16 protein-coding genes are annotated in these 18796 nt (G+C 69.8%); 10 read left to right on the forward strand and 6 right to left on the reverse strand.

Annotated features, from left to right (window positions below):
* Positions 1-318 precede the first annotated feature (318 nt).
* Positions 319-465, reverse strand: a complete 147-nt coding sequence (locus ACFVX9_RS04175; protein WP_380480115.1) for an integrase — start codon at positions 463-465, stop codon at positions 319-321.
* A gap of 610 nt (positions 466-1075) precedes the next feature.
* On the opposite strand from ACFVX9_RS04175, the gene ACFVX9_RS04180 reads away from it, so the two are divergent.
* Positions 1076-2227 (forward strand): hypothetical protein, encoded by a 1152-nt coding sequence (locus ACFVX9_RS04180; protein WP_380480117.1) that lies wholly within the window; start codon positions 1076-1078, stop codon positions 2225-2227.
* 413 nt (positions 2228-2640) lie between these two features.
* Here ACFVX9_RS04180 and ACFVX9_RS04185 read toward each other — a convergent pair whose 3' ends face one another.
* On the reverse strand, positions 2641-3684 hold the full coding sequence (locus ACFVX9_RS04185; RefSeq protein WP_380480119.1) for a DUF4365 domain-containing protein: 1044 nt from the start codon (positions 3682-3684) through the stop codon (positions 2641-2643).
* A gap of 630 nt (positions 3685-4314) precedes the next feature.
* Between ACFVX9_RS04185 and ACFVX9_RS04190 the strand changes: the two genes are divergently transcribed.
* Positions 4315-6822 carry an ATP-dependent Clp protease ATP-binding subunit gene (locus tag ACFVX9_RS04190; RefSeq protein WP_380480139.1) on the forward strand — a complete coding sequence of 836 codons (2508 nt, stop codon included), beginning with the start codon at positions 4315-4317 and terminating at the stop codon, positions 6820-6822.
* 207 nt (positions 6823-7029) lie between these two features.
* Here the strand turns inward: ACFVX9_RS04190 and ACFVX9_RS04195 are convergent, their stop codons facing one another.
* The gene (locus tag ACFVX9_RS04195; protein ID WP_063347425.1) at positions 7030-7905 is read right to left on the reverse strand and encodes a metallophosphoesterase; all 876 of its coding nucleotides are present in this window, start codon (positions 7903-7905) and stop codon (positions 7030-7032) included.
* A gap of 225 nt (positions 7906-8130) precedes the next feature.
* Here ACFVX9_RS04195 and ACFVX9_RS04200 point away from each other — a divergent pair, with 225 nt between their 5' ends.
* The 7 genes from ACFVX9_RS04200 to ACFVX9_RS04230 all read left to right on the forward strand — a co-directional run bounded on the left by ACFVX9_RS04200 (position 8131) and on the right by ACFVX9_RS04230 (position 14720).
* Complete coding sequence (locus ACFVX9_RS04200; protein ID WP_380343765.1) at positions 8131-9045, forward strand: serine protease; 915 nt, start codon at positions 8131-8133, stop codon at positions 9043-9045.
* A gap of 243 nt (positions 9046-9288) precedes the next feature.
* Positions 9289-10779 (forward strand): S28 family serine protease, encoded by a 1491-nt coding sequence (locus ACFVX9_RS04205; protein ID WP_380480121.1) that lies wholly within the window; start codon positions 9289-9291, stop codon positions 10777-10779.
* A 160-nt stretch (positions 10780-10939) separates the two neighbouring features.
* The gene (locus ACFVX9_RS04210) at positions 10940-11623 is read left to right on the forward strand and encodes a TetR/AcrR family transcriptional regulator (protein ID WP_380536827.1); all 684 of its coding nucleotides are present in this window, start codon (positions 10940-10942) and stop codon (positions 11621-11623) included.
* Positions 11607-13241: an acyl-CoA dehydrogenase family protein gene (locus tag ACFVX9_RS04215; RefSeq protein WP_380480125.1), complete on the forward strand. Its 1635-nt coding sequence runs from the start codon at positions 11607-11609 to the stop codon at positions 13239-13241. Before ACFVX9_RS04210 ends, ACFVX9_RS04215 begins: the two co-directional genes overlap by 17 nt.
* Positions 13238-14122, forward strand: a complete 885-nt coding sequence (locus ACFVX9_RS04220) for an amidohydrolase family protein (protein ID WP_380480127.1) — start codon at positions 13238-13240, stop codon at positions 14120-14122. Before ACFVX9_RS04215 ends, ACFVX9_RS04220 begins: the two co-directional genes overlap by 4 nt.
* A gap of 155 nt (positions 14123-14277) precedes the next feature.
* On the forward strand, positions 14278-14538 hold the full coding sequence (locus tag ACFVX9_RS04225; RefSeq protein WP_387980322.1) for a hypothetical protein: 261 nt from the start codon (positions 14278-14280) through the stop codon (positions 14536-14538).
* Positions 14535-14720, forward strand: coding sequence for a hypothetical protein (locus tag ACFVX9_RS04230; RefSeq protein WP_387980324.1), 186 nt, complete (start codon positions 14535-14537; stop codon positions 14718-14720). Before ACFVX9_RS04225 ends, ACFVX9_RS04230 begins: the two co-directional genes overlap by 4 nt.
* A 7-nt stretch (positions 14721-14727) precedes the next feature.
* Here ACFVX9_RS04230 and ACFVX9_RS04235 read toward each other — a convergent pair whose 3' ends face one another.
* The 3 genes from ACFVX9_RS04235 to ACFVX9_RS04245 all read right to left on the reverse strand — a co-directional run bounded on the left by ACFVX9_RS04235 (position 14728) and on the right by ACFVX9_RS04245 (position 17033).
* Complete coding sequence (locus ACFVX9_RS04235) at positions 14728-15564, reverse strand: helix-turn-helix domain-containing protein (RefSeq protein WP_380480129.1); 837 nt, start codon at positions 15562-15564, stop codon at positions 14728-14730.
* Between the two features lie 124 nt (positions 15565-15688).
* Positions 15689-16171 (reverse strand): DUF2269 family protein, encoded by a 483-nt coding sequence (locus tag ACFVX9_RS04240; RefSeq protein ID WP_063347418.1) that lies wholly within the window; start codon positions 16169-16171, stop codon positions 15689-15691.
* 154 nt (positions 16172-16325) lie between these two features.
* Positions 16326-17033 (reverse strand): 4'-phosphopantetheinyl transferase superfamily protein, encoded by a 708-nt coding sequence (locus tag ACFVX9_RS04245; RefSeq protein ID WP_063347417.1) that lies wholly within the window; start codon positions 17031-17033, stop codon positions 16326-16328.
* A gap of 284 nt (positions 17034-17317) precedes the next feature.
* Between ACFVX9_RS04245 and ACFVX9_RS04250 the strand changes: the two genes are divergently transcribed.
* Positions 17318-18766, forward strand: coding sequence for a choice-of-anchor A family protein (locus ACFVX9_RS04250; RefSeq protein WP_387980327.1), 1449 nt, complete (start codon positions 17318-17320; stop codon positions 18764-18766).
* The last annotated feature ends 30 nt before the right edge of the window (positions 18767-18796 follow it).

The following is an 18796-nucleotide window of genomic DNA, read 5'->3' on the forward strand; positions in this document are numbered from 1 at the left end:
CCGGCTGGCACCTCGGCCTCTCGGCGGGGTGGCGGATGAAGGGATCCTTTGCCCACCACCCCCACCGCCTCGTGCGGCACCAGCGGAACGGATCTGGCACACATGAGGACGAGAAATGACGACCGCTAATGAGCATCACTGAGTGTTATTTTCGCAGGTCACCCTGGGCGTAATGGATGTTTCAGCATGTCAGAGACGTGCCCGGGGAAAACTTACAAAGCAGATGTCGGCGGTTCGAAACCGTCCGCGCCCACCCATGCGAAGGGCCAGTTCGGAGGCAACGTTCTCCCGAACTGGCCCTTGATCGTTTCCGGGGTCCTACTCCTCCTGCGCCACCCGCGTGCCAGATGCCCCCTGCTGCCCGAGCGCCTCACCCATCCGACCGGCGATGGCCCAGTCCCGGTCGCTGGTCATGCGCTGGTAGATCAGTGCTGCCCGGGTGCTGCTGTGACCCATCCTGGTCATGAGCTCCCGGGTGCTGGCCCCGTTCTGCGAGGCGAGGGTGTTCCCGGTGTGGTGAAGGTCGTGGAAGTGCGTTTCCTCGCTGACCCGCGGCGGCGGTGCGGGCCTTGATCCAGTCGTCCCGGAAGTTGCTCCGGCGGGGCTTGCCGCCCCGGGGTCCGATAACGCTCTGGCGGGGCTCTTGCAGCCGTTCAAGGCCTGGGGGTGGGTGTCGCCGAGGACCTGTTCGCGTTGGGCGAGCGTTGATTCCATGAGGGGGAATGGCGCGGTAGGGGTCACCGGGGGCGGTAAACGCTGTCCCAGCATGGCTATTGACCTGCTGTTTTGAGTCGGGCAGTCCTGGAATGGCGGTTGGTCAGGTCGGGCTGATCCGATCGGTAATGGCCCAGTAGCGATCGCCTGACTGATAGTCATATCTCCGGGGCCGGGTGGGCCGTGCGCGCATCGGGCCGGTAGAGAACGCCTAGCAACGGCTATCTGACCTGCTCTGCTTCATCCGATTCTGTCGAGTTCCCGGAAATCCCTGTCGCTCCACTTCTAGGCCTGGGAGGATCGCGTAGAAGCCCAGGGAGTGGAGCGTAGGGTGCTGTCTGCCGCACGTCTAAGACTTGACATGGCCAAGCGAAAGGAACAGTGTCGTATAGACCTTTCCTCGCTGAAGGAAATCCCGCACGTGGACCGTCCTCGAATTGAGCGACACCTATTTCGTGCGGCGGCTCGTTCGGCCTTGCATTACGACAATCATCCACCGGTTCCTGATATAGTATTCGGCGGCTTGGCTTCCGGGGCAGCTTTTACGATTCTTGCCTTCCATTCGAGCGTGGGCACTCAGTCGTTCGCCTATGCGATTGCAAGTGTCCTATTTCTGGTATCGGCTTTATTCTCGGCTCACGCTGCGGCATACTTCGTCAGCAATGGAAGGAATCGATTTTCTCAACTGCTGGCCCACTTTGCAGGGCGAAGCTATCCATTTAGCCTGCCCTTGGTTATGGTGATTCTCGGGCTGACTTCCCACTCTCATGACGCCAGGCCGGTGCCTGCGATTTTCAAGGTCGGCGTTATCCTCTATGACGCTGCGATTCTTGCGCAGATCCCTCTCGCTCTGCCTAGGTGGTGGAGAATCAGAAAGGCCCGCCGGCGGCTCCCGCAGGCGAATATTGACGTGGTGATTCTTGGCCTTCTCCGTGTGGCTGGGAAGGTTGCGCGCTCCAATCAAAGGAACCTGTGGAAGAATAAGAGGCATGTCGGGTCGATATTGCGAGAGATTGAGACGATTGCTTGGGCGGTCGAGTTTAAGTCTCCATTTTTGGATCTGACCCCAAGGGAGGATCGGGAGGTTCGCGCGCATGTGCGCATCGAGGGGGCAAAGCTTGCGGCTGTGATCAGGTCTCACAAAATCCCCCTTGCCATGGCTCTTGATTTCTCGACATTCTCAAAAGTTGAAGCATCGCTCTGTCAAGCATTTGTTGCCTGGGTCGATAAGGACTGGGGCGGGCTGACGGCTAACGCCCCAGAAATATCGGTTCCCCGGAGATGGTTCTCTATCTGGCAACGTCTTTGGCCAAGTGCGGTCCTGGCGTCATTCGCCTTCGCATTGCCGATGATTCCGCAAATCGCATCTAGTGGCGCTAGTTCGAGCATCCGCATCAGCCTTATTGTCGCGGCGGCATTGTCTATCGCAACTGGCGGAATTCCAGTTGCTGACCGAGTGCAAGATGCAGTCAGTAAGTCGCTAGCGTGGCGTGGGGTAGGCGATCAAAAATAGTTGCTATTCAGCTCTAGGGGCGGAGCAGCAGGCCATGCGTGCGACTGGCCACGCTGGACGCGTCGCGCCGGGACCGGGCGCCAGCCCGCACGCCCGGCGTCGGCCGCCTGGGGAGGGGCGGCGGCGACCGCCCGGACAGTGGCAGCAGGGTGGCTGGGGCGGGCGACTCTGCGGTTTTACCCACCTCTCCGGACCCGGGGCCCGTGTCGAGCAAGACTGGGGGCCACTCGGCCAAATGCGGTTAGGCCCAAATGCCCTGACCGAGTCGCAGCAGCTTAAGGCCCCCCGGATCATGCTCGACCCCAGACCAGACAGGACACCGGCCAAAACCGCCCCACCGCCCGTAAATTTGGCCTGCGAGGGGGCACGTTGGAGCAGCCACGGTGGCATAGGAGCGATTATGCACGTGTCCGTTACTCTTCGGGGATACTGTCGCCGTATGCATTGCGCAACCTTCGCCGCTTTGAATACTCCCTGCGCACGTAGAAGGCCCCGATTTGAAAGATGCAAACTTGGGCCACTACTGGCATTTCGTCAACAAAAATCCATTCGAAGGTGTAATTTACGGGCCAGGAATTACCCATGTGGCCGATGCCTACATACCAGCCTGAGAAGAGTAGTGTATATGCGCCATATCGTAGAGCATATCGCCGCTTCTTATGCCTCTCCTCTTTCCCGAGATTCAAGAGATGCATGATTGTTCCATAGAAGCAGATAAGCCAAAGCCAGCCCGGACGGTCCTCCCGTTCGGCTGCCTGGTACAGACCGGGTCCTTCCATTGCCAGTACTAGAGCCATCACAGCGTATGTGCCAAGCTTGATGCTTCTGCCTAGGAGCTTCGGGTGGCGCTCATGGAACTCCACTTCTGCGACAGCGGATGGCATCGAGTGGCCTCCGAGGGGATGTTCCTCGATGTGGTTCGAGTCGCGATGCCTTCGACGTCGAATGGCTTCGCCGATCTGAGCCCTTAGTCCAGTGCTGGTCTGCCGATCGAAATGGTCATCCCGTGCAATAAATGACCTGACCTCTGCGACAGCGGCAGAGATGGTGCTTCGATCAAGTATGGAGGTCTCGCTCAGCGGCACGCTGCGAGGCCTCTTCCCCTTTGTGATTTCTGAGAGGAGGTACTCGGTGAGATTGACCCAGAAAAGCTTCCTTATTTCTGGGTCATAAACAACTCCGATTACAGGGATTCGGCTGAGAGACCAATCCTCGATGTGATCTCTGCAGGGGATGCCATAGCCCACAGCTCGTCGATATTTAAGGCCGCTCTTTACTTGGACTGCAACAATGTCGCCGGTTCGGCGACCGTGTTCGGTGAAGCTAAGGTAGCAGTCCTCGCCGTAGTCGTTTCCGCCATCAATTTCCTGGACGATGTGGCCAGCGGACTCCATGAGTGATCGAAACTCGTTGACTCCGGCGCGCTCGGTCTTCTTGGTGCCAAGGACTTTCGCCATCGCCGCCTCCCCATCAGCAAGTTGGGCTCATGTTAGGCGAGGCCACTGACAGGATGAACCCGGCAAGCGTCGCACTGATGGCCGGCCGCCCTATGACCTCGACGTAGATGTGATGCAGCAGAGCGCGTTCCGGCGAGTTGGCCTGCGCATGGCAGGCTGACGGCCAGCCCCCACCGCAGCTGGGCGTCCGAGCATGATCCGGACCGGTGGCGGACCGGAGTAGCATCGCTAACGCGTTACCGGCATCGACTTGTGAGCGTGCCACAGGCGTGCCAGAACGGGTGGTACGTGGCGGTCAGTCACGGGTGCCGGCGGTGCGGTGGCCGGGGAACGGGCACGGGCGGGTGAGGTGCAGGTCGGGGCGGGTGGCGGACGCCAAGCCTTACAAAGCAGATGTCGGCGGTTCGAAACCGTCCGCGCCCACCACCGTTCGGAGGGCCGGTCCCGGGAGGCACATGTCTCCCGGGGCGGGCCCTTCGTCGTTTCCCGGGCCGCTCGGTCGGTGCGGCGGGCGGGGCGGGGGAGGCGGGGATGCCGTCAGGTGGGAGGGGGCGGGGCTCGGGAGGCGGGGTGGGGTGGGCTGTGTTTGGGTGGCTGCACACCGCTTGGGAGAGGTGATCCTCCGTGACCATGCCCCCGTTCGGATCGAGTGATCCGTTCTCCGATCTGCTCAGCCGCTTCTTCGGGATGAGTCCGATGGCCTCCCCGCCCGCCGTGCAGCGGGTGCCGATCGGGCGGTTGCTGAGCGAGTCCTCGCAGGAGTTGCTGGGGTTGGCCGCGCACCGGGCCGGCGAGGACGGGATCAGTGATCTCGACACCGGGCACCTGGCCTGGGCGGCCACCCGGGTGGAGCCGTCGCGCCGGATGCTGGAGCGGGCGGGGATCGACCCGGACCAGCTGGCCGGTGACCTGGAGCGGTCGCTGCCGTCCGGGGATCCGGCGGCGGTGGACGGGCAGCCCGCGCTGACGCCGTCGGCCAAGCGTGCGCTGCTGGCGGCGCATGCCCGTTCGCAGGCGGCCGGGGCCTCGTACATCGGGCCGGAGCACATCCTCGGCGCGCTGCTGGACCAGGAGCGGTCCGGGGCGGGGACGGCGCTGCGCAACGCGGCGCCCTCGCAGGAGGCGTTGAGGACGGTGCTGGAGGGGCGCGGTGTCGGCGGGGAGCGCAGCAGCACGGGCGCGCACCCGAGTGAGACGCCGACGCTGGACGAGTACGGGCTGGACCTCACCGAGGCGGCGCGCTCGGGCCGGCTGGACCCGGTGGTCGGGCGGGCCGAGGAGATCGAGCAGACCGTCGAGATCCTGTCCCGCCGGACCAAGAACAACCCGGTGCTGATCGGCGAGCCGGGCGTCGGCAAGACCGCGATCGTGGAGGGGCTGGCGCAGCGGATCGTCTCCGGGGACGTGCCGCAGAGCCTGCGGGACAAGCGGGTCGTCACCCTCGACCTGACCGCCCTGGTGGCCGGCTCCAAGTACCGGGGCGAGTTCGAGGAGCGGCTGAAGAAGGTGATCGACGAGGTCACGGCGGCCGAGAAGAGCGTGATCCTGTTCCTGGACGAGCTGCACACCGTGGTCGGCGCGGGTTCCGGCGGCGAGGGTTCGATGGACGCCGGCAACATCCTCAAGCCGGCGCTGGCGCGCGGTGAACTGAGCGTGGTCGGTGCGACGACGCTGGACGAGTACCGCAAGCACGTGGAGAAGGACGCCGCGCTGGAGCGCCGCTTCCAGCCGGTGCTGGTGCCCGAGCCGAGCGTCGAGGAGACGGTCGAGATCCTGCGGGGGCTGCGGGACGCGTACGAGGCGCACCACCAGGTGCGGTTCACCGACGAGGCGCTGGACGCGGCGGCGACGCTGTCCGACCGGTACGTCAGCGACCGCTTCCTGCCGGACAAGGCGATCGACCTGCTGGACCAGGCCGGTGCCCGGGTGCGGTTGCGCAGCCTGAGCGGCTCGACCGAGGCGACCGGGGTGCAGGACCGGATCACCAAGCTGAAGCGGGAGTTGGACGAGGCCGTCGCGGACGAGGAGTTCGTGCGGGCGGCCAACCTGAAGGCCGAGCTGCGGCAGACCGAGGACGAGTTGGCGGCCGTCGCCGAGTCCCGCGAGGAGGTCGTCGACGTGACCGCCGACGACATCGCGCAGGTGCTGTCGTCCCGGACCGGCATCCCGGTCGCGGAGTTGAACGCGACCGAGCGGGAGCGGCTGCTCAAGCTGGAGGAGCACCTGCACGAGAAGGTGATCGGCCAGGACGAGGCGGTCACCGCGGTCGCGCAGGCGGTGCGCCGCGGCCGGGCCGGGATGGGCGACCCGGACCGGCCGACCGGCTCCTTCCTCTTCCTCGGGCCGACCGGGGTGGGCAAGACCGAGCTGGCGAAGGCGCTGGCGGCGCTGCTGTTCGGCGACCCGGACCGGATGATCCGCTTCGACATGAGCGAGTTCCAGGAGAAGCACACCGTCTCCCGGCTGGTCGGCTCCCCGCCCGGGTACGTCGGCTACGACGAGGCCGGGCAGCTGACCGAGGCCGTCCGCCGCAAGCCGTACAGCGTGCTGCTCTTCGACGAGGTGGAGAAGGCGCACCCGGACGTCTTCAACCTGCTGCTCCAGGTGCTGGACGACGGGCGGCTGACCGACGCCCAGGGGCGGACGGTCGACTTCCGCAACACCGTGGTGATCATGACCAGCAACATCGGCTCGCAGCGCATCCTCGACCACGCCGGGAACGTGGACGAGATCCGTGGCGACCTGATGCGCGACCTGCACCAGCAGTTCCGGCCGGAGTTCCTGAACCGGATCGACGAGGTGATCGTCTTCCACGCGCTCACCCGGAAGGACCTGCTGTCGGTGGTCGGTCTGCTGCTGGAGCGCAGCCGGCGTCGGCTCAAGGCGCAGGACGTGCAGTTGGAGGTCACCGAGGCGGCCAAGGAGTGGCTGGTCAACCGCGGGTACCAGCCGGAGTTCGGGGCCCGGCCGCTGCGTCGGACGATCCAGTCGGAGCTGGACAACCGGGTGTCCAACCTGCTGCTGGACGGCACGGTGCAGGAGGGCGACACGCTGATCGCGGAGGTGAGCGACGGCGACCTGGTGGTCACGCTCGCCCGGCCGGAGGCGTCGGCGACCTTCGAGGAGGCGCAGGAGTAGGCGCAGGAGGAGACGCAGGAGAAGGAGTAGGCGCAGGAGGAGACGCAGGAGAAGGAGTAGGCGCAGGAGGAGACGCAGGAGAAGGAGTAGGCGCAGGAGAAGGCGCAGGAGGAGACGCGGGACAAGGCGGGGGCGGAGGAGCAGCAGGCCTGATCCGTCGGAGATCTGCCCCGCCGCCGGACGGTCCGGCGGCGGGGCAGCGCGTACCTACGCCTGCGGGAAGACCTCGCGCAGCAGCGGCTCCGGCAGCCCGCGCTTGCGCCACTCGCGCGGGTAGCCGAGCGAGACCTCCTCGAACGGGACGCCGTCGTAGCTGGTCTTGCGGGGGATGTGCAGATGGCCGTAGATCATCGCCGCGGTGTTGAAGCGGCGGTGCCAGTCCGCGGTCAGTTCGGTGCCGCACCACTGGGCGAACTCGGGGTACCAGAGGATCTCGGTGGGGTGGCGGACCAGCGGGTAGTGGTTGACCAGGACGAGCGGTACGTCCGGGTCGCAGGCCGCCAGCCGCTGCTCGGTCAGCCGGACGCGCTCGCGGCACCAGGAGTCGCGGTCCGGGAACGGGTCCGGGTGGAGCATCCGCTCGTCCGCGCAGACGATGCCGCTCTCGTAGGCGGCCGCCAGGGACTCCTCCTTGGTGGTCGTGCCCGGCGCGCGGAAGGAGTAGTCGTACAGGAGGAAGAGCGGGGCGATGCGGACCGGCCCGCCGGCGCCCTGCCAGAGCGGGTACGGGTCCTCGGGGGTGAGCACGCCGAGGTTCCGGCAGAGGTCGACCAAGTGGTCGTAGCGGGCCACGCCGCGCAGCTGCACCGGGTCCTCGGGGTGGGTCCACAGCTCGTGGTTGCCGGGGGCCCACACCACGCGGGCGAAGCGTTCGGCGAGCAGTCCGAGCGCCCACTCGACGCTGGTGGTGAGTTCGGCGACGTCTCCGGCGACGAGCAGCCAGTCGTCGGGGGTGGTGGGCCGGATCTTCTCCACCAGGTCGCGGTTCTCCTGGTAGGAGATGTGCAGGTCGCTCACGGCGAGCAACCGCCCGCCCGCCCCCGTGGGCTCCGACGGCGCGTCGCTGCGGTACTCGGTAGTCACTCCTGCCCCCTGTGGTCACCCGTCCGATGTCGCCACAGTACGTGGCGGACGGGGGCCGTGGGGCGGGTTGACGCGATCGGCCGTGCGAAGGGAGGGGCCGGCGGACCGCCGCCACCGCGCGAACGAGCCATTGCGGCCGAAGTGCTTTCTTGGTGTCGTCTTGACTCTTGACAGTGAGTCATGTCCGCGACAGCTTTGGTGCACCCCCACACCGAGAGGTCTCTCATGAAGAAGCCGCTCATAGGCATGCTCGCCACCGTCCTGGTCGCCGGAGCAACCGCCCTCGCCGGCGCCCTCCCGGCCCAGGCCGCCACCGCGGAGGCCCCCGCCGCCGTGTCCGTCGCGGCCCAGGACGGCCAGTCCCTGAGCGCCCAGGCCCAGGTCACCGACACCAAGGCGGCCCCCCGAGCCGTCAACTTCGCCGGGACGGTGGCCCTCAACAACTGTTCCGGTTCGCTGGTCCGGATGCCAGGCTCGGCCGCGAGCGACCCGGCCCTCGTCCTGTCCAACGGCCACTGCCTGGAGTCCGGCATGCCCGGCCCCGGCGAGGTGATCCTCAACCAGCCCTCCAGCCGGACCTTCACCCTCCTCAGCTCCAGCGGCAGCGGGCTCGGCACCCTGCGCGCGACCAAGGTGGTCTACGGCGCCATGACCGACACCGACGTGTCGATCTACCAGCTGAACACCAGCTACGCCTCGATCCAGTCCCGGTACGGGATCGCCCCGTTGACCATCTCCGCCGCCCACCCCACGCAGGGCACCTCGATCAAGGTCGTCTCGGGCTACTGGAAGAAGATCTACTCCTGCTCGATCGACGGCTTCGCCTACCAGTTGAACGAGGCGGACTGGACCTTCAAGGACTCGGTCCGCTACACCTCCGGCTGCAACGTGATCGGCGGCACCTCCGGCTCGCCGGTGGTGGACGCGAACACCGGGCAGGTGGTCGCGGTCAACAACACGATCAACGAGAACGGCGAGTCCTGCACCCTCGACAACCCGTGTGAGGTCGACGAGAACGGCTCGGTGACGGTGCACCAGGGCATCGGCTACGCCCAGGAGACCTACGGCATCCCGGCCTGCTTCGCCGCCGGCAACCGGTTCGACCTCACCCTGCCCGGCTGCACCCTGGTCCGGCCCTGACCTGAACCGTCACGACGGTCCTGGCCTGAGCTGATCCGACCTGGCCCGGCCGCCGCCCCGCGCCCGACCGCCACGTCGTGACGGAACCGGGGCGACCCCGCTGACCAGCACCGATCCCCGATGGGCCACCCGCGAACGGCGGGTGGCCCATTCGGCCGTCCACCAGGCGGCCGGCGCACCACCCGTGCCGCACTGTCGTCCCGACAGGGCGGCAGTCATATCCGTGTGACCAATGGAGAGTTGATGACCACCACGCTGCGAAGGCTGCTGGTTTCCGTCCTGCTGATACCGCTGCTCGCGCTCGGCGGCCTGGCGACCCCGGCGCTGGCCGCCGGTGCCCAGGGCGCCGGTACCGCCGAGGCCGCCCACGGCCGGAGCCCCGCCGACGACCCGAATGCCGACATCAAGGACCGCCTGGCGGCGATCCCCGGGGTGACGATCACCGAGGAGAAGCCGACCACCACCGGCCACCGCTACTTCCTGCTCACCTACACCCAGCCGATCGACCACTTCCGCCCCTGGCTGGGCACCTTCCAGCAGCGCTTCAGCGTGCTGCACCGGGGCTACGACCGCCCGACCGTCTTCTACACCAACGGCTACACGCTGGGCACCAACCCGTCGCGCACCGAGCCGACCCGGCTGGTGGACGGCAACCAGGTGTCCATCGAGTACCGGTACTTCACCCCGTCGCGCCCCGAGCCGGCGGACTGGTCCAAGGCCGGCATCCGCCAGCAGGCCGCCGACTCGCACCGGCTGGTGACCGCGCTCAAGCGGATCTACCAGCAGGAGTGGCTCTCCACCGGCGCCAGCAAGGGCGGCATGTCCTCCACCTACTTCCGCCGCTTCTACCCGGACGACGTCGCGGGCACGATCGCGTACGTGGCGCCGAACAACACCGACGTCAACGACTACGCGGCCTACACCAACTTCTTCCGCACCGTCGGCACCCCCGAGTGCCGGGCCGCGCTGAACGCCGCCCAGCGCGAGCTGCTGGTGCGCCGCGACCGCCTGGAGACCCGCTACGTGGCCGACAACAAGGCCGCCGGCTCGACCTTCAACACCCTCGGCACGCCGGACCGGGCGTACGAGGCGGGCGTGCTCGACGTGGTCTGGGCGTTCTGGCAGTACAGCACCGAGGCGGACTGCGCCAAGGTCCCGGCCGCGGCCACCGCGACCGACGACGCGCTGTACGCGTGGTTCGACTCGCAGTCCGGCATCACCGGCAACAGCGACCAGTCGCTGGCGAAGTACACCGCGTACTACTACCAGGCCGCGACCGAGCTGGGTGCGCCGTTCTTCGACGTCTCGCACCTCAAGGGCGTGCTGCACTACGACTACAAGGAGCTGTACTCGGCCCGGTCGTACGTGCCGAAGGACATCCCGATCTCCTTCAACCCGAACACGATGCGGGACATCGACCGCTGGGTGAAGCACGACGCCGAGCGGATCATCTACGTCTACGGCGGCAACGACCCGTGGGGCGCCAAGCCGTTCAAGCTCGGCCGGGGCAGTGACGACAGCTACGTCTACACCGTGCCGGGCGGCAACCACGGCTCCAACATCGGCCAGCTGCCGGCCGCGCAGTCGGCGGAGGCGACCGCCAAGGTGCTGGAGTGGGCCGGCCTGGGCGACCAGGACGCCGCCCGCTCGCTCGGCAAGAAGCAGCAGATCCCGCCGTTCGGCCCGCTCGACGAGGAGGGCCTGAAGCTGGAGTCGCAGCGCCACCCGCTGTAAAGCGCCACCCGCTGTAACCGGCAGGCCGTAGCGCTGTGTGACGCCTTGGGAGGAGGCCGCCCCCGGTCGGGGGCGGCCTCCTCGCGCATCTGGCGGGGCCGGCCCGCTCGGGACGGGCCGGGCCCTATCTGAAGTACTGAATCAGTGCTTCAATACTTTCATGGCCTACCGACGCACGCCCGCCGTCCAAGCCCGGCTGGACGCCCAGCGCGAGGCCGTGCTGCAGGCAGCCGTCCTGCTGCTCGCCGAGCGCGGCTACGGCGGCTGCACGATGGCCGCCGTGGCGGACCGTGCCGGGATCGCCACCGGAAGCCTCTACCAGCACTTCGCCAGCAAGGCCGAGTTGTCCGTGCAGTTGTTCCGCCGGGTGGTCACCCGCGAGATGGCCGCCGTCGACGCGGCCGTCGCCCTCCGGGAGGGCCCGCGGCAGCGGATCGCCGCGGTCGTCGAGACCTTCGCCGCCCGCGCTCTGCGCGCGCCCCGGCTGGCGTACGCGCTGCTGGTCGAGCCGGCCGACGCGGTCGTGGACAGCGAGCGCCTGGTGTTCCGCCGGGCGTTCCGGGACGTGATCGCCACCGAGATCGCCGCCGCCGTGGCGAGCGGCGAACTCCCCGAGCAGGACCCGGTGCTGACCGCCGCCGCGCTGGTCGGCGCGGTCGGCGAGGCACTGGCCGGCCCGCTCGCGGCCGCGCCTGTGCCTGCGTCTGTGCCTGCGCCTGTGGCAACGGCCGCGCCCACACGGACGGCCGAGCCCACGAAGCCGGCGGGCACCACCGACGTGGTCCCCGCCCTGGTCTCCTTCACCCTGCGTGCCCTGGGAGGACGCGATGACAGCGACGCATGAGGTCACCAACCAGGTGCCCCTGCCGTACGGACACGACACCGCCGCCGATCCGACCCTGCTCGCCGCCCTGCACCGGGCCGGCGCCGGCTGGGCCGAGTCCGAACTGCACGAGCTCGGCCGCCTGGCCGGCTCCGAGCAGGCCGCCGAGTGGGGCCGGCTGGCCAACGAGAACCCGCCCGTCCTGCGCACCCACGACCGCTTCGGCCACCGCGTCGACGAGGTCGAGTTCCACCCGGCCTGGCACGAGCTGATGCGCACCGCCGTCTCCCACGGCCTGCACGCCGCGCCCTGGCGGGACGAGCGGCCCGGCGCCCACTCCGCCCGGGCCGCCAAGTTCTTCGTCTGGGGGCAGGTCGAGGCCGGCCACACCTGCCCGATCTCGATGACCTACGCCGCCGTCCCGGCCCTGCGCGCGAACCCCTCCCTGGCGGGCGAGTTGGAGCCGCTGCTGGCCGCCACCACGTACGACTTCGGGCTGCGCGAGCCGCGCACCAAGCGCGGGCTGATCGCCGGCATGTCGATGACCGAGAAGCAGGGCGGCTCGGACGTCCGCACCAACACCACCACCGCGACCCCGCACCCGGACGGCACCTACCGGCTGACCGGCCACAAGTGGTTCACCTCGGCGCCGATGTCCGACCTCTTCCTGACGCTCGCCCAGGCGCCGGGCGGGCTCAGCTGCTTCATGCTGCCGCGCGTCCTCCCGGACGGCACCCGCAACCGCCTCCAGCTGATGCGGCTCAAGGACAAGCTCGGCAACAAGTCCAACGCCTCCGCCGAGCTGGAGTACGACGGCGCGGTCGGCTGGCTGGTCGGCGAGGAGGGGCGGGGGGTGGCGACCATCATCGAGATGGTCAACATGACCCGCCTGGACTGCACCGTCGGCGCCGCCTCCGGCATGCGCTACGGCGCGACCCGGGCCGTCCACCACGCCCTGCACCGGCGGGCGTTCGGCCGGTCGCTGGTGGACCAGCCGCTGATGCGCAACGTGCTCGCCGACCTGGTGGTGGAGTCCGAGGCGGCCACCGCCGTCGCGATGCGGCTCGCCCAGAGCACCGACCTGGCCCTGGCCGGGGACGAACCCGAGGCGCTGGTACGGCGGTTGGGACTGGCGGTGGCCAAGTACTGGGTCTGCAAGCGCGGCCCGGCGCACGCCGCCGAGGCGCTGGAGTGCCTGGGCGGCAACGGCTACGTCGAGGAGTCCGGGATGCCCCGGCTCTACCGGGAGGCGCCGCTGGTGTCGATCTGGGAGGGCTCCGGCAACGTCGCCGCCCTGGACGCGCTGCGCGCCATGGCCAAGCGCCCGGAGACGGTCGAGGCCTTCCTCGGCGAGCTCGACGCCGCCGCCGGGGCGGACCGCCGGCTGGACGCGGCCGTCGCCGACCTGCGCAAGCAGCTCACCGACCAGGCCGACCTGGAGTACCGGACGCGCCGACTGGTCGAGTCGATGGCGCTGGCCTTCCAGGGCGCGCTGCTGGTCCGCCACGGCAGCCCGGCGGTGGCGGACGCGTTCTGCGCCACCCGCCTCGCCGGTGACCGCGGCTCCGCCTTCGGCACCCTGCCGTCCGGCGTCGACACCGCCGGGATCATCGACCGGGCCCGCCCGGTGCCGGCGTGAGCGAATCCCAGGAGGTCCGCGCGTTCTGGCAGGCCCTGGGCCTGCCCGGCCTCATCGACGTGCACACCCACTTCATGCCGAAGAAGGTCCTCGACAAGGTGTGGGCGTACTTCGACGCGGCCGGCCCGCTGGTGAACCGGCCCTGGCCGATCACCTACCGCGAGGCCGAGGAGCAACGCGTCCAGCGGCTGCGGGAATTCGGCGTCCGGGCGTTCACCTCGATGCTCTACCCGCACAGGCCCGGCATGGCCGACTGGCTGAACGCCTGGTCGGCCGACTTCGCCGCCCGCACCCCGGAGTGCCTGCACACCGCGACGTTCTTCCCCGAGCCCGAGGCGCCCGGCTACGTGGCCCGCGTGATCGAGGACGGCGCCCGGGTGTTCAAGGCGCACGTGCAGGTCGGCGGCTACGACCCGGCGGACCGGCAGCTGGACGAGGTGTGGGGGCTGCTCGCCGAGACCGGCACGCCGGTGGTCACCCACTGCGGGTCCGGACCGGTGCCGGGCAACTTCACCGGTCCCGGTCCGATCGGCGAGGTGCTGAAGCGCCACCCCGGACTGGTCCTGGTGGTCGCCCACCTCGGCATGCCCGAGTATCGCGACTTCCTCGACCTGGCCGAGCGCCACCCGGCCGTCCGGCTGGACACCACGATCGCCTTCACGGACTTCGCCGAGGCCGACGTCCCGTTCCCGCGCGCCGAACTGCCGCGCCTGCGCGGCCTCCAGGACCGCGTCCTGCTCGGCAGCGACTTCCCCAACATCCCGTACCGGTACGTGCACCAGCTGGAGGCACTGGCCGGGATGGGCCTGGGGGAGGAGTGGCTGCGGGCCGTCTGCCACGACAACGCCGCCGCGCTCTTCGGGCTCGCCCCGGCGGGCTGAGGCGGCCGGTCGCCGGGGGCGCGGTCCTGAGCGCCCCCGGCCCCGGGCCCTTACCTGCGGGGTAATCGACGCCCGGCGGCCGGGCGGGCAGGGTGGGGGGACCCGGCCGGCGTCACCGCCGCCGGGCCCCATCCCCGTCAGGAGGCTGATCCGCCATGTCCGCGAACGCCCTCACGCCCGCCCGCCCCGGCTCCGCCTCCCCCCTGTGGACGGTGCGCGGCGTGCTCGCCCTGGACGCCCTGGTCACCGGCGGCAACGGCCTCGTCTACCTGGCCTTCGCCGGCCCGGTCGGCGAACTGCTCGGGTCGGCCGCAGCGTCCTGCTCGCCCTCGGGCTCTTCCTCACCGGCTACGCCCTCGGGGTCGGTGCCCTGGCCGCCCGCCGGCGGCCGCCGCGGCTCGCGGTGCAGGCGGTGATCGACCTCAACGCCGTCTGGGTGGTGCTCAGCCTGGTGGCGATGGCGGCCTGGTTGGAGCCGACCACGGCCGGCGCCGTCTGGATCCCGGTGCAGGCGGCGGTGGTGGCCCTGTTCGCCGTCCTCCAGTTCACCGCGCTGCGCCGCCGCGACGGGGGCGGCACCGGGGGGCGTCGCACCTGAACCGGGGTCAGCGCTCCGGGCCGACCGCGTCCTGGAGGAACCGCACCGTCTCCGCGTCGGCCGGCAGGAGGGTCTCCATGGCCAGTTCGGAGACCGTCACGTCCAGCGGCGTGTTGAAGGTCGTGATGGTGGACAGGAAGGACAGCACCCGCCCCTCGTGCCGGATCCGCATCGGCAGCGCGAACGGGGACAGCCCGGCGCCGTCCGCCTGCTTCCCGCCCGGGCCCGGGTCGTCCGCCGCCGTCGGGTAGCCGGCGACCTCCTCGTACAGCCGCCGCAGCGCCTCGCCGCGCAGCAGCTCGATCCGGTGCTCCACCCGCTCCAGCAGGTGCCGCCGCCACTGCGGCAGGTTCACGATGCGCGGCGCCAGCCCCTCGGGGTGCAGGGCGATCCGCATCGCGTTGAGCGGCGGCTCCAGCAGGTGCGGGGCGACGCCGTCGAGGAGCAGCCCGAGCGAGCGGTTGGCCGCCAGCACCCGGAAGGTCCCGTCGACGACCAGCGCCGGGTACGGGTCGTGGGCGGCGAGCAGCCGCTCCAGGCCGCCGCGCAGCGCGTCCATCGATGGGTCGTCCAGTGGCGTCTCGGGGAAGTGCGGGGCGTAGCCGGCCGCGAGCAGCAGGGTGTTGCGCTCGCGGACCGGGACGTCCAGGTGTTCGGCGAGCCGCAGCACCAGCTCCCGGCTCGGGCGGGACCGGCCGTTCTCGACGAAGCTGAGGTGCCGGGTCGAGGAGTCCGCCCGCAGGGCCAGTTGCAGCTGGCTGAGCTGGCGCCGTTCGCGCCAGCCGCGCAGCAGCGGTCCGACTCCGGTACCCGTCGGGCTGCCCATGCCCGCCATGATCGTCATGGCCAGGACGGTACTGGACCGGGCCCGCCCCGGGGGAGAGGGCCTTCCGGCCCGGTCGGCGTGGATTCGGGTGGCACGGCTGGGCGGTGGAGCTTTTCGTTCGGTACGGCTTCGGGGGTCCGGCTCAGACGCCGGTGCTCGACCCCGGCCGGATGACCATCAGCACCACGACCACCGCCCACAGCAGGTTGAACACCCCGGCCGTCATCGGCAGCAGCCGCAGGCCCTGGACGGCCTTGGCGTGCTGCTCCGGCGCGGTGTCGGCGCCGAGCGCGTCCACCGCGGCCTGCTGCCCGGGCAGGACGAAGAGCAGCAGCGAGAGCGCGGCGATCGCGGTGAGCACCATCGAGACGATGATCCAGGACTGCCCGAGCACGTCCATCACCTGGGCCAGGCCGATGCCCATCACCGGCACCGCGACCCCCAGCAGGGCGTAGACCTGGGTGATCCGGTGCAGGATCCGCAGCACGCCCGCGTCCGAGGCCTGGTCCGGCCCGCCGGCCAGCGCGGCCTTGGCCCGGCGCGGGAACATGCTGACGGCCACCGCGACCGGGCCTATGAACAGGACCGACGCGAGGACGTGCAGGCTCAGCAGGAACTTGGCCATGGCGGGGACACCCTTAAATCCGGCGGTGGGCAGCTGGTGCGACGGGCGTCCGGTGGCGGCGCGCCCGCGATCAGGCACGCTAACACCGCTTATCCGGGGGCCCGCCGCGCGGGTGGGCGTGCTCGTTCCGTCGGGCGGCGGAGCTCCGCCCCGGTCAGCCCGCCGTCGTCAGCTGGACGATCCTCGGCGCGGCGGTGCTGACCGCCGCGACGGCGGCGCCGTGCTCCGGGTCGGCCCAGTCGAGCAGGTGCAGGTCCTGGTGGCGGCTGCGCAGCGGGGCGCCGGGCGGGACGTCCAGGGGCAGGTCGGACAGGTCGACGGAGGCCAGGGTGTCCAGGGTGGCCCGCCCGATCTTGATCAGCGACTCCTTGCGCACCCACAGCCGCAGGAACGCCTGGTCCGGTTCCGGTGCCGCCTCGACCAGGCGCAGTTCGGCGGGGGAGAGCACCCGGCGGGCGACCGCGCCCAGCGATCCGCCGCGCGCGGCCAGCTCGACGTCCACCCCGACCGGCTGGTGGCCGGCTCCGGCCGCGACCACACCCCGGGTGTGCGACAGGCTCACGTGCACCTCGGGGTGGTCCGGCAGGTACGGCTTGCCGTGGTCGGCCAGGCCGCAGTCCGGGCACTGCTGGGCGAGCGTGAGCGAGGCCGCCGGGACGTCGAGCAGCCGGGCGGCGCAGAGCCGGACCAGCACGTGGCCGGCGGTGAAGTCGATCCGCCCGGACTCGTGCCGGAAGCGCGCGGCGCGCTCGCGTTCGAGGGGGGTGAGCAGGTGCTCGCCCGCTTCGGGGTGCCGCAGTACGGCGTCGGCGGACGCGACGGCGACGAGCGGCGTGCTCTGGTCCTGGGCCTCGGAGGTCATTGCTCCAACCTAACGGGCGCGGACGTCGGGCGGGGGCGGCGCGGAGGTCGCCCGGGCAGGGCCGGTGGGAGGGGACCGCTGCGCCGCGCGGTGGATTTTCGGATCGGATCTGAAGATCTGTAGGGTAGGAATCGCCCGATTTGAGGTTGGATGTCCCGGATCTGCGGGATCGCCAGCAGATAGTACGAACGGGGCAGGTTATGCGCGCCTGCCCTTTTTCCTATGCGCGGAGGAATGTGTCGATGGGTCAGGGCACCGGTACGCCGGATCACAGAACGACCGCCGTGAGAAGAGAACCCGCCACCCGCAGGCGTCGGACCGTCCGGGTCGCCGTGGCGACCGTCGTCGCGGCGCTGCCGCTGGCGGCCGTGCTGACGGTCGGTTCGGCTGCTCCGCTCGCCCCGCCGCTGGGCGCCTGCACGGGCCCCGACTGCCCCGCCACCTGGCCGCCGCCGAACAACGGCGACTTCCCCGGCCGGGACGCCAGCATCAACGTCTTCACCGGTGGCAACTACACCGTCACCGGCCGCGCCGCGGAGGCCGAGGGCAAGATCGTCACGCTGGGGAACCTGACCGTCGAGAAGAACGGCGGCGGCATCTACAACATGGGCGTCGTCGGCGTCGGCTCGCGCGTCGTGCCGCCCAACGGCAGCGACTTCGTCACCACCGGCGGCAACGTCGACGTCGTGACCGGCAACTCGATCCTGATCGGCGGGAGCGACTCCCACGGCCCGGCCTTCGGCAACCTGCGCCACGCGGGCAGCGTCACCGGCACCGTCAGCATCGACCCCACCGGCCAGGCGATCCAGGACCCGAACGCCGCCGCCCCGTACCAGACGGTGCTCACCCAGATCGAGGAGATCTCCGACTGCGTCGGGAAGGCCACCGCGACCGGCACCGTCGACATCTCCTCCAGCCAGGCGACCTTCACCGGCGACGGGACCAGCCTGAAGCAGGTCTTCAACGTCACCCAGAACCTCGCCTCGCCGAGCGGCGGGCAGATCGGACTGGTCTTCGACAACATCCCGGCCGGAGCCACCGTCGTGGTGAACATGCTCGGGGACAGCCCGATCATCAACACCTACACGGGCACCGGCCTGGCCGGGGACCAGACCACCGACATGCGGTCGAAGCTGATGTACAACTTCCCGACCGCGACCTCGGCGCAGATCCTCGGCAGCGCCCAGTTCCAGGGCTCGGTCCTGGCCGGCAACCCGGGCGGCACCACGACCATCGCCCAGCCCGGGATGAACGGCCGGGTGTACCTCGCGGGCAACCTGATCCACACCGGCACCGGCGGCTACGAGATCCACAGCTACCCGTTCGACGGGGACCTGCCGGACTGCCAGGTGACGCCGAGCCCGTCGCCGTCCACCTCGCCGTCTTCTTCGCCGTCGTCGTCCCCGTCTTCCTCGCCGTCCTCGTCGCCCTCTTCCTCCCCGTCTTCTTCGCCGTCCTCTTCGCCGTCGTCGTCCCCGTCTTCCTCGCCCTCCTCCTCGCCGTCGTCGTCCCCGTCCTCGTCGCCCTCGGCCAGTCCGTCCAGCTCGGGCCCGGCCCCGACCAGCCACCACCCGTCCGAGCACCCGACCAGCCACCACCCCGGTGGCGGCGGTGAGCTGCCCTCCACCGGCGCGGGCAACGCCCCGGTGGTCTTCGGCCTGGCCGGCGTCGGCCTGCTCGGCCTCGGCGGTCTCGCCGTCCTGGCCGCCCGCCGTCGCGGTCGCCACAGCTAGCTCCGGCTTGGGGCTTGCCCAGCGCAAGGA

This window comes from Kitasatospora sp. NPDC058243, from assembly GCF_042882025.1.
Taxonomy (GTDB): domain Bacteria; phylum Actinomycetota; class Actinomycetes; order Streptomycetales; family Streptomycetaceae; genus Kitasatospora.

What these genes read in the sequence shown, in the direction of transcription:
- ACFVX9_RS04180 (WP_380480117.1), top strand. Translation starts at nt 1,076, where the DNA reads ATGGCCAAGCGAAAGGAACAGTGTCGTATAGACCTTTCCTCGCTGAAG.
- ACFVX9_RS04215 (WP_380480125.1), top strand. Translation starts at nt 11,607, where the DNA reads ATGACAGCGACGCATGAGGTCACCAACCAGGTGCCCCTGCCGTACGGA.
- ACFVX9_RS04205 (WP_380480121.1), top strand. Translation starts at nt 9,289, where the DNA reads ATGACCACCACGCTGCGAAGGCTGCTGGTTTCCGTCCTGCTGATACCG.
- ACFVX9_RS04210 (WP_380536827.1), top strand. Translation starts at nt 10,940, where the DNA reads ATGGCCTACCGACGCACGCCCGCCGTCCAAGCCCGGCTGGACGCCCAG.
- ACFVX9_RS04200 (WP_380343765.1), top strand. Translation starts at nt 8,131, where the DNA reads ATGAAGAAGCCGCTCATAGGCATGCTCGCCACCGTCCTGGTCGCCGGA.
- ACFVX9_RS04175 (WP_380480115.1), bottom strand. Translation starts at nt 465, where the DNA reads ATGACCAGGATGGGTCACAGCAGCACCCGGGCAGCACTGATCTACCAG.
- ACFVX9_RS04190 (WP_380480139.1), top strand. Translation starts at nt 4,315, where the DNA reads ATGCCCCCGTTCGGATCGAGTGATCCGTTCTCCGATCTGCTCAGCCGC.
- ACFVX9_RS04225 (WP_387980322.1), top strand. Translation starts at nt 14,278, where the DNA reads ATGTCCGCGAACGCCCTCACGCCCGCCCGCCCCGGCTCCGCCTCCCCC.
- ACFVX9_RS04240 (WP_063347418.1), bottom strand. Translation starts at nt 16,171, where the DNA reads ATGGCCAAGTTCCTGCTGAGCCTGCACGTCCTCGCGTCGGTCCTGTTC.
- ACFVX9_RS04245 (WP_063347417.1), bottom strand. Translation starts at nt 17,033, where the DNA reads ATGACCTCCGAGGCCCAGGACCAGAGCACGCCGCTCGTCGCCGTCGCG.
- ACFVX9_RS04235 (WP_380480129.1), bottom strand. Translation starts at nt 15,564, where the DNA reads ATGACGATCATGGCGGGCATGGGCAGCCCGACGGGTACCGGAGTCGGA.
- ACFVX9_RS04185 (WP_380480119.1), bottom strand. Translation starts at nt 3,684, where the DNA reads ATGGCGAAAGTCCTTGGCACCAAGAAGACCGAGCGCGCCGGAGTCAAC.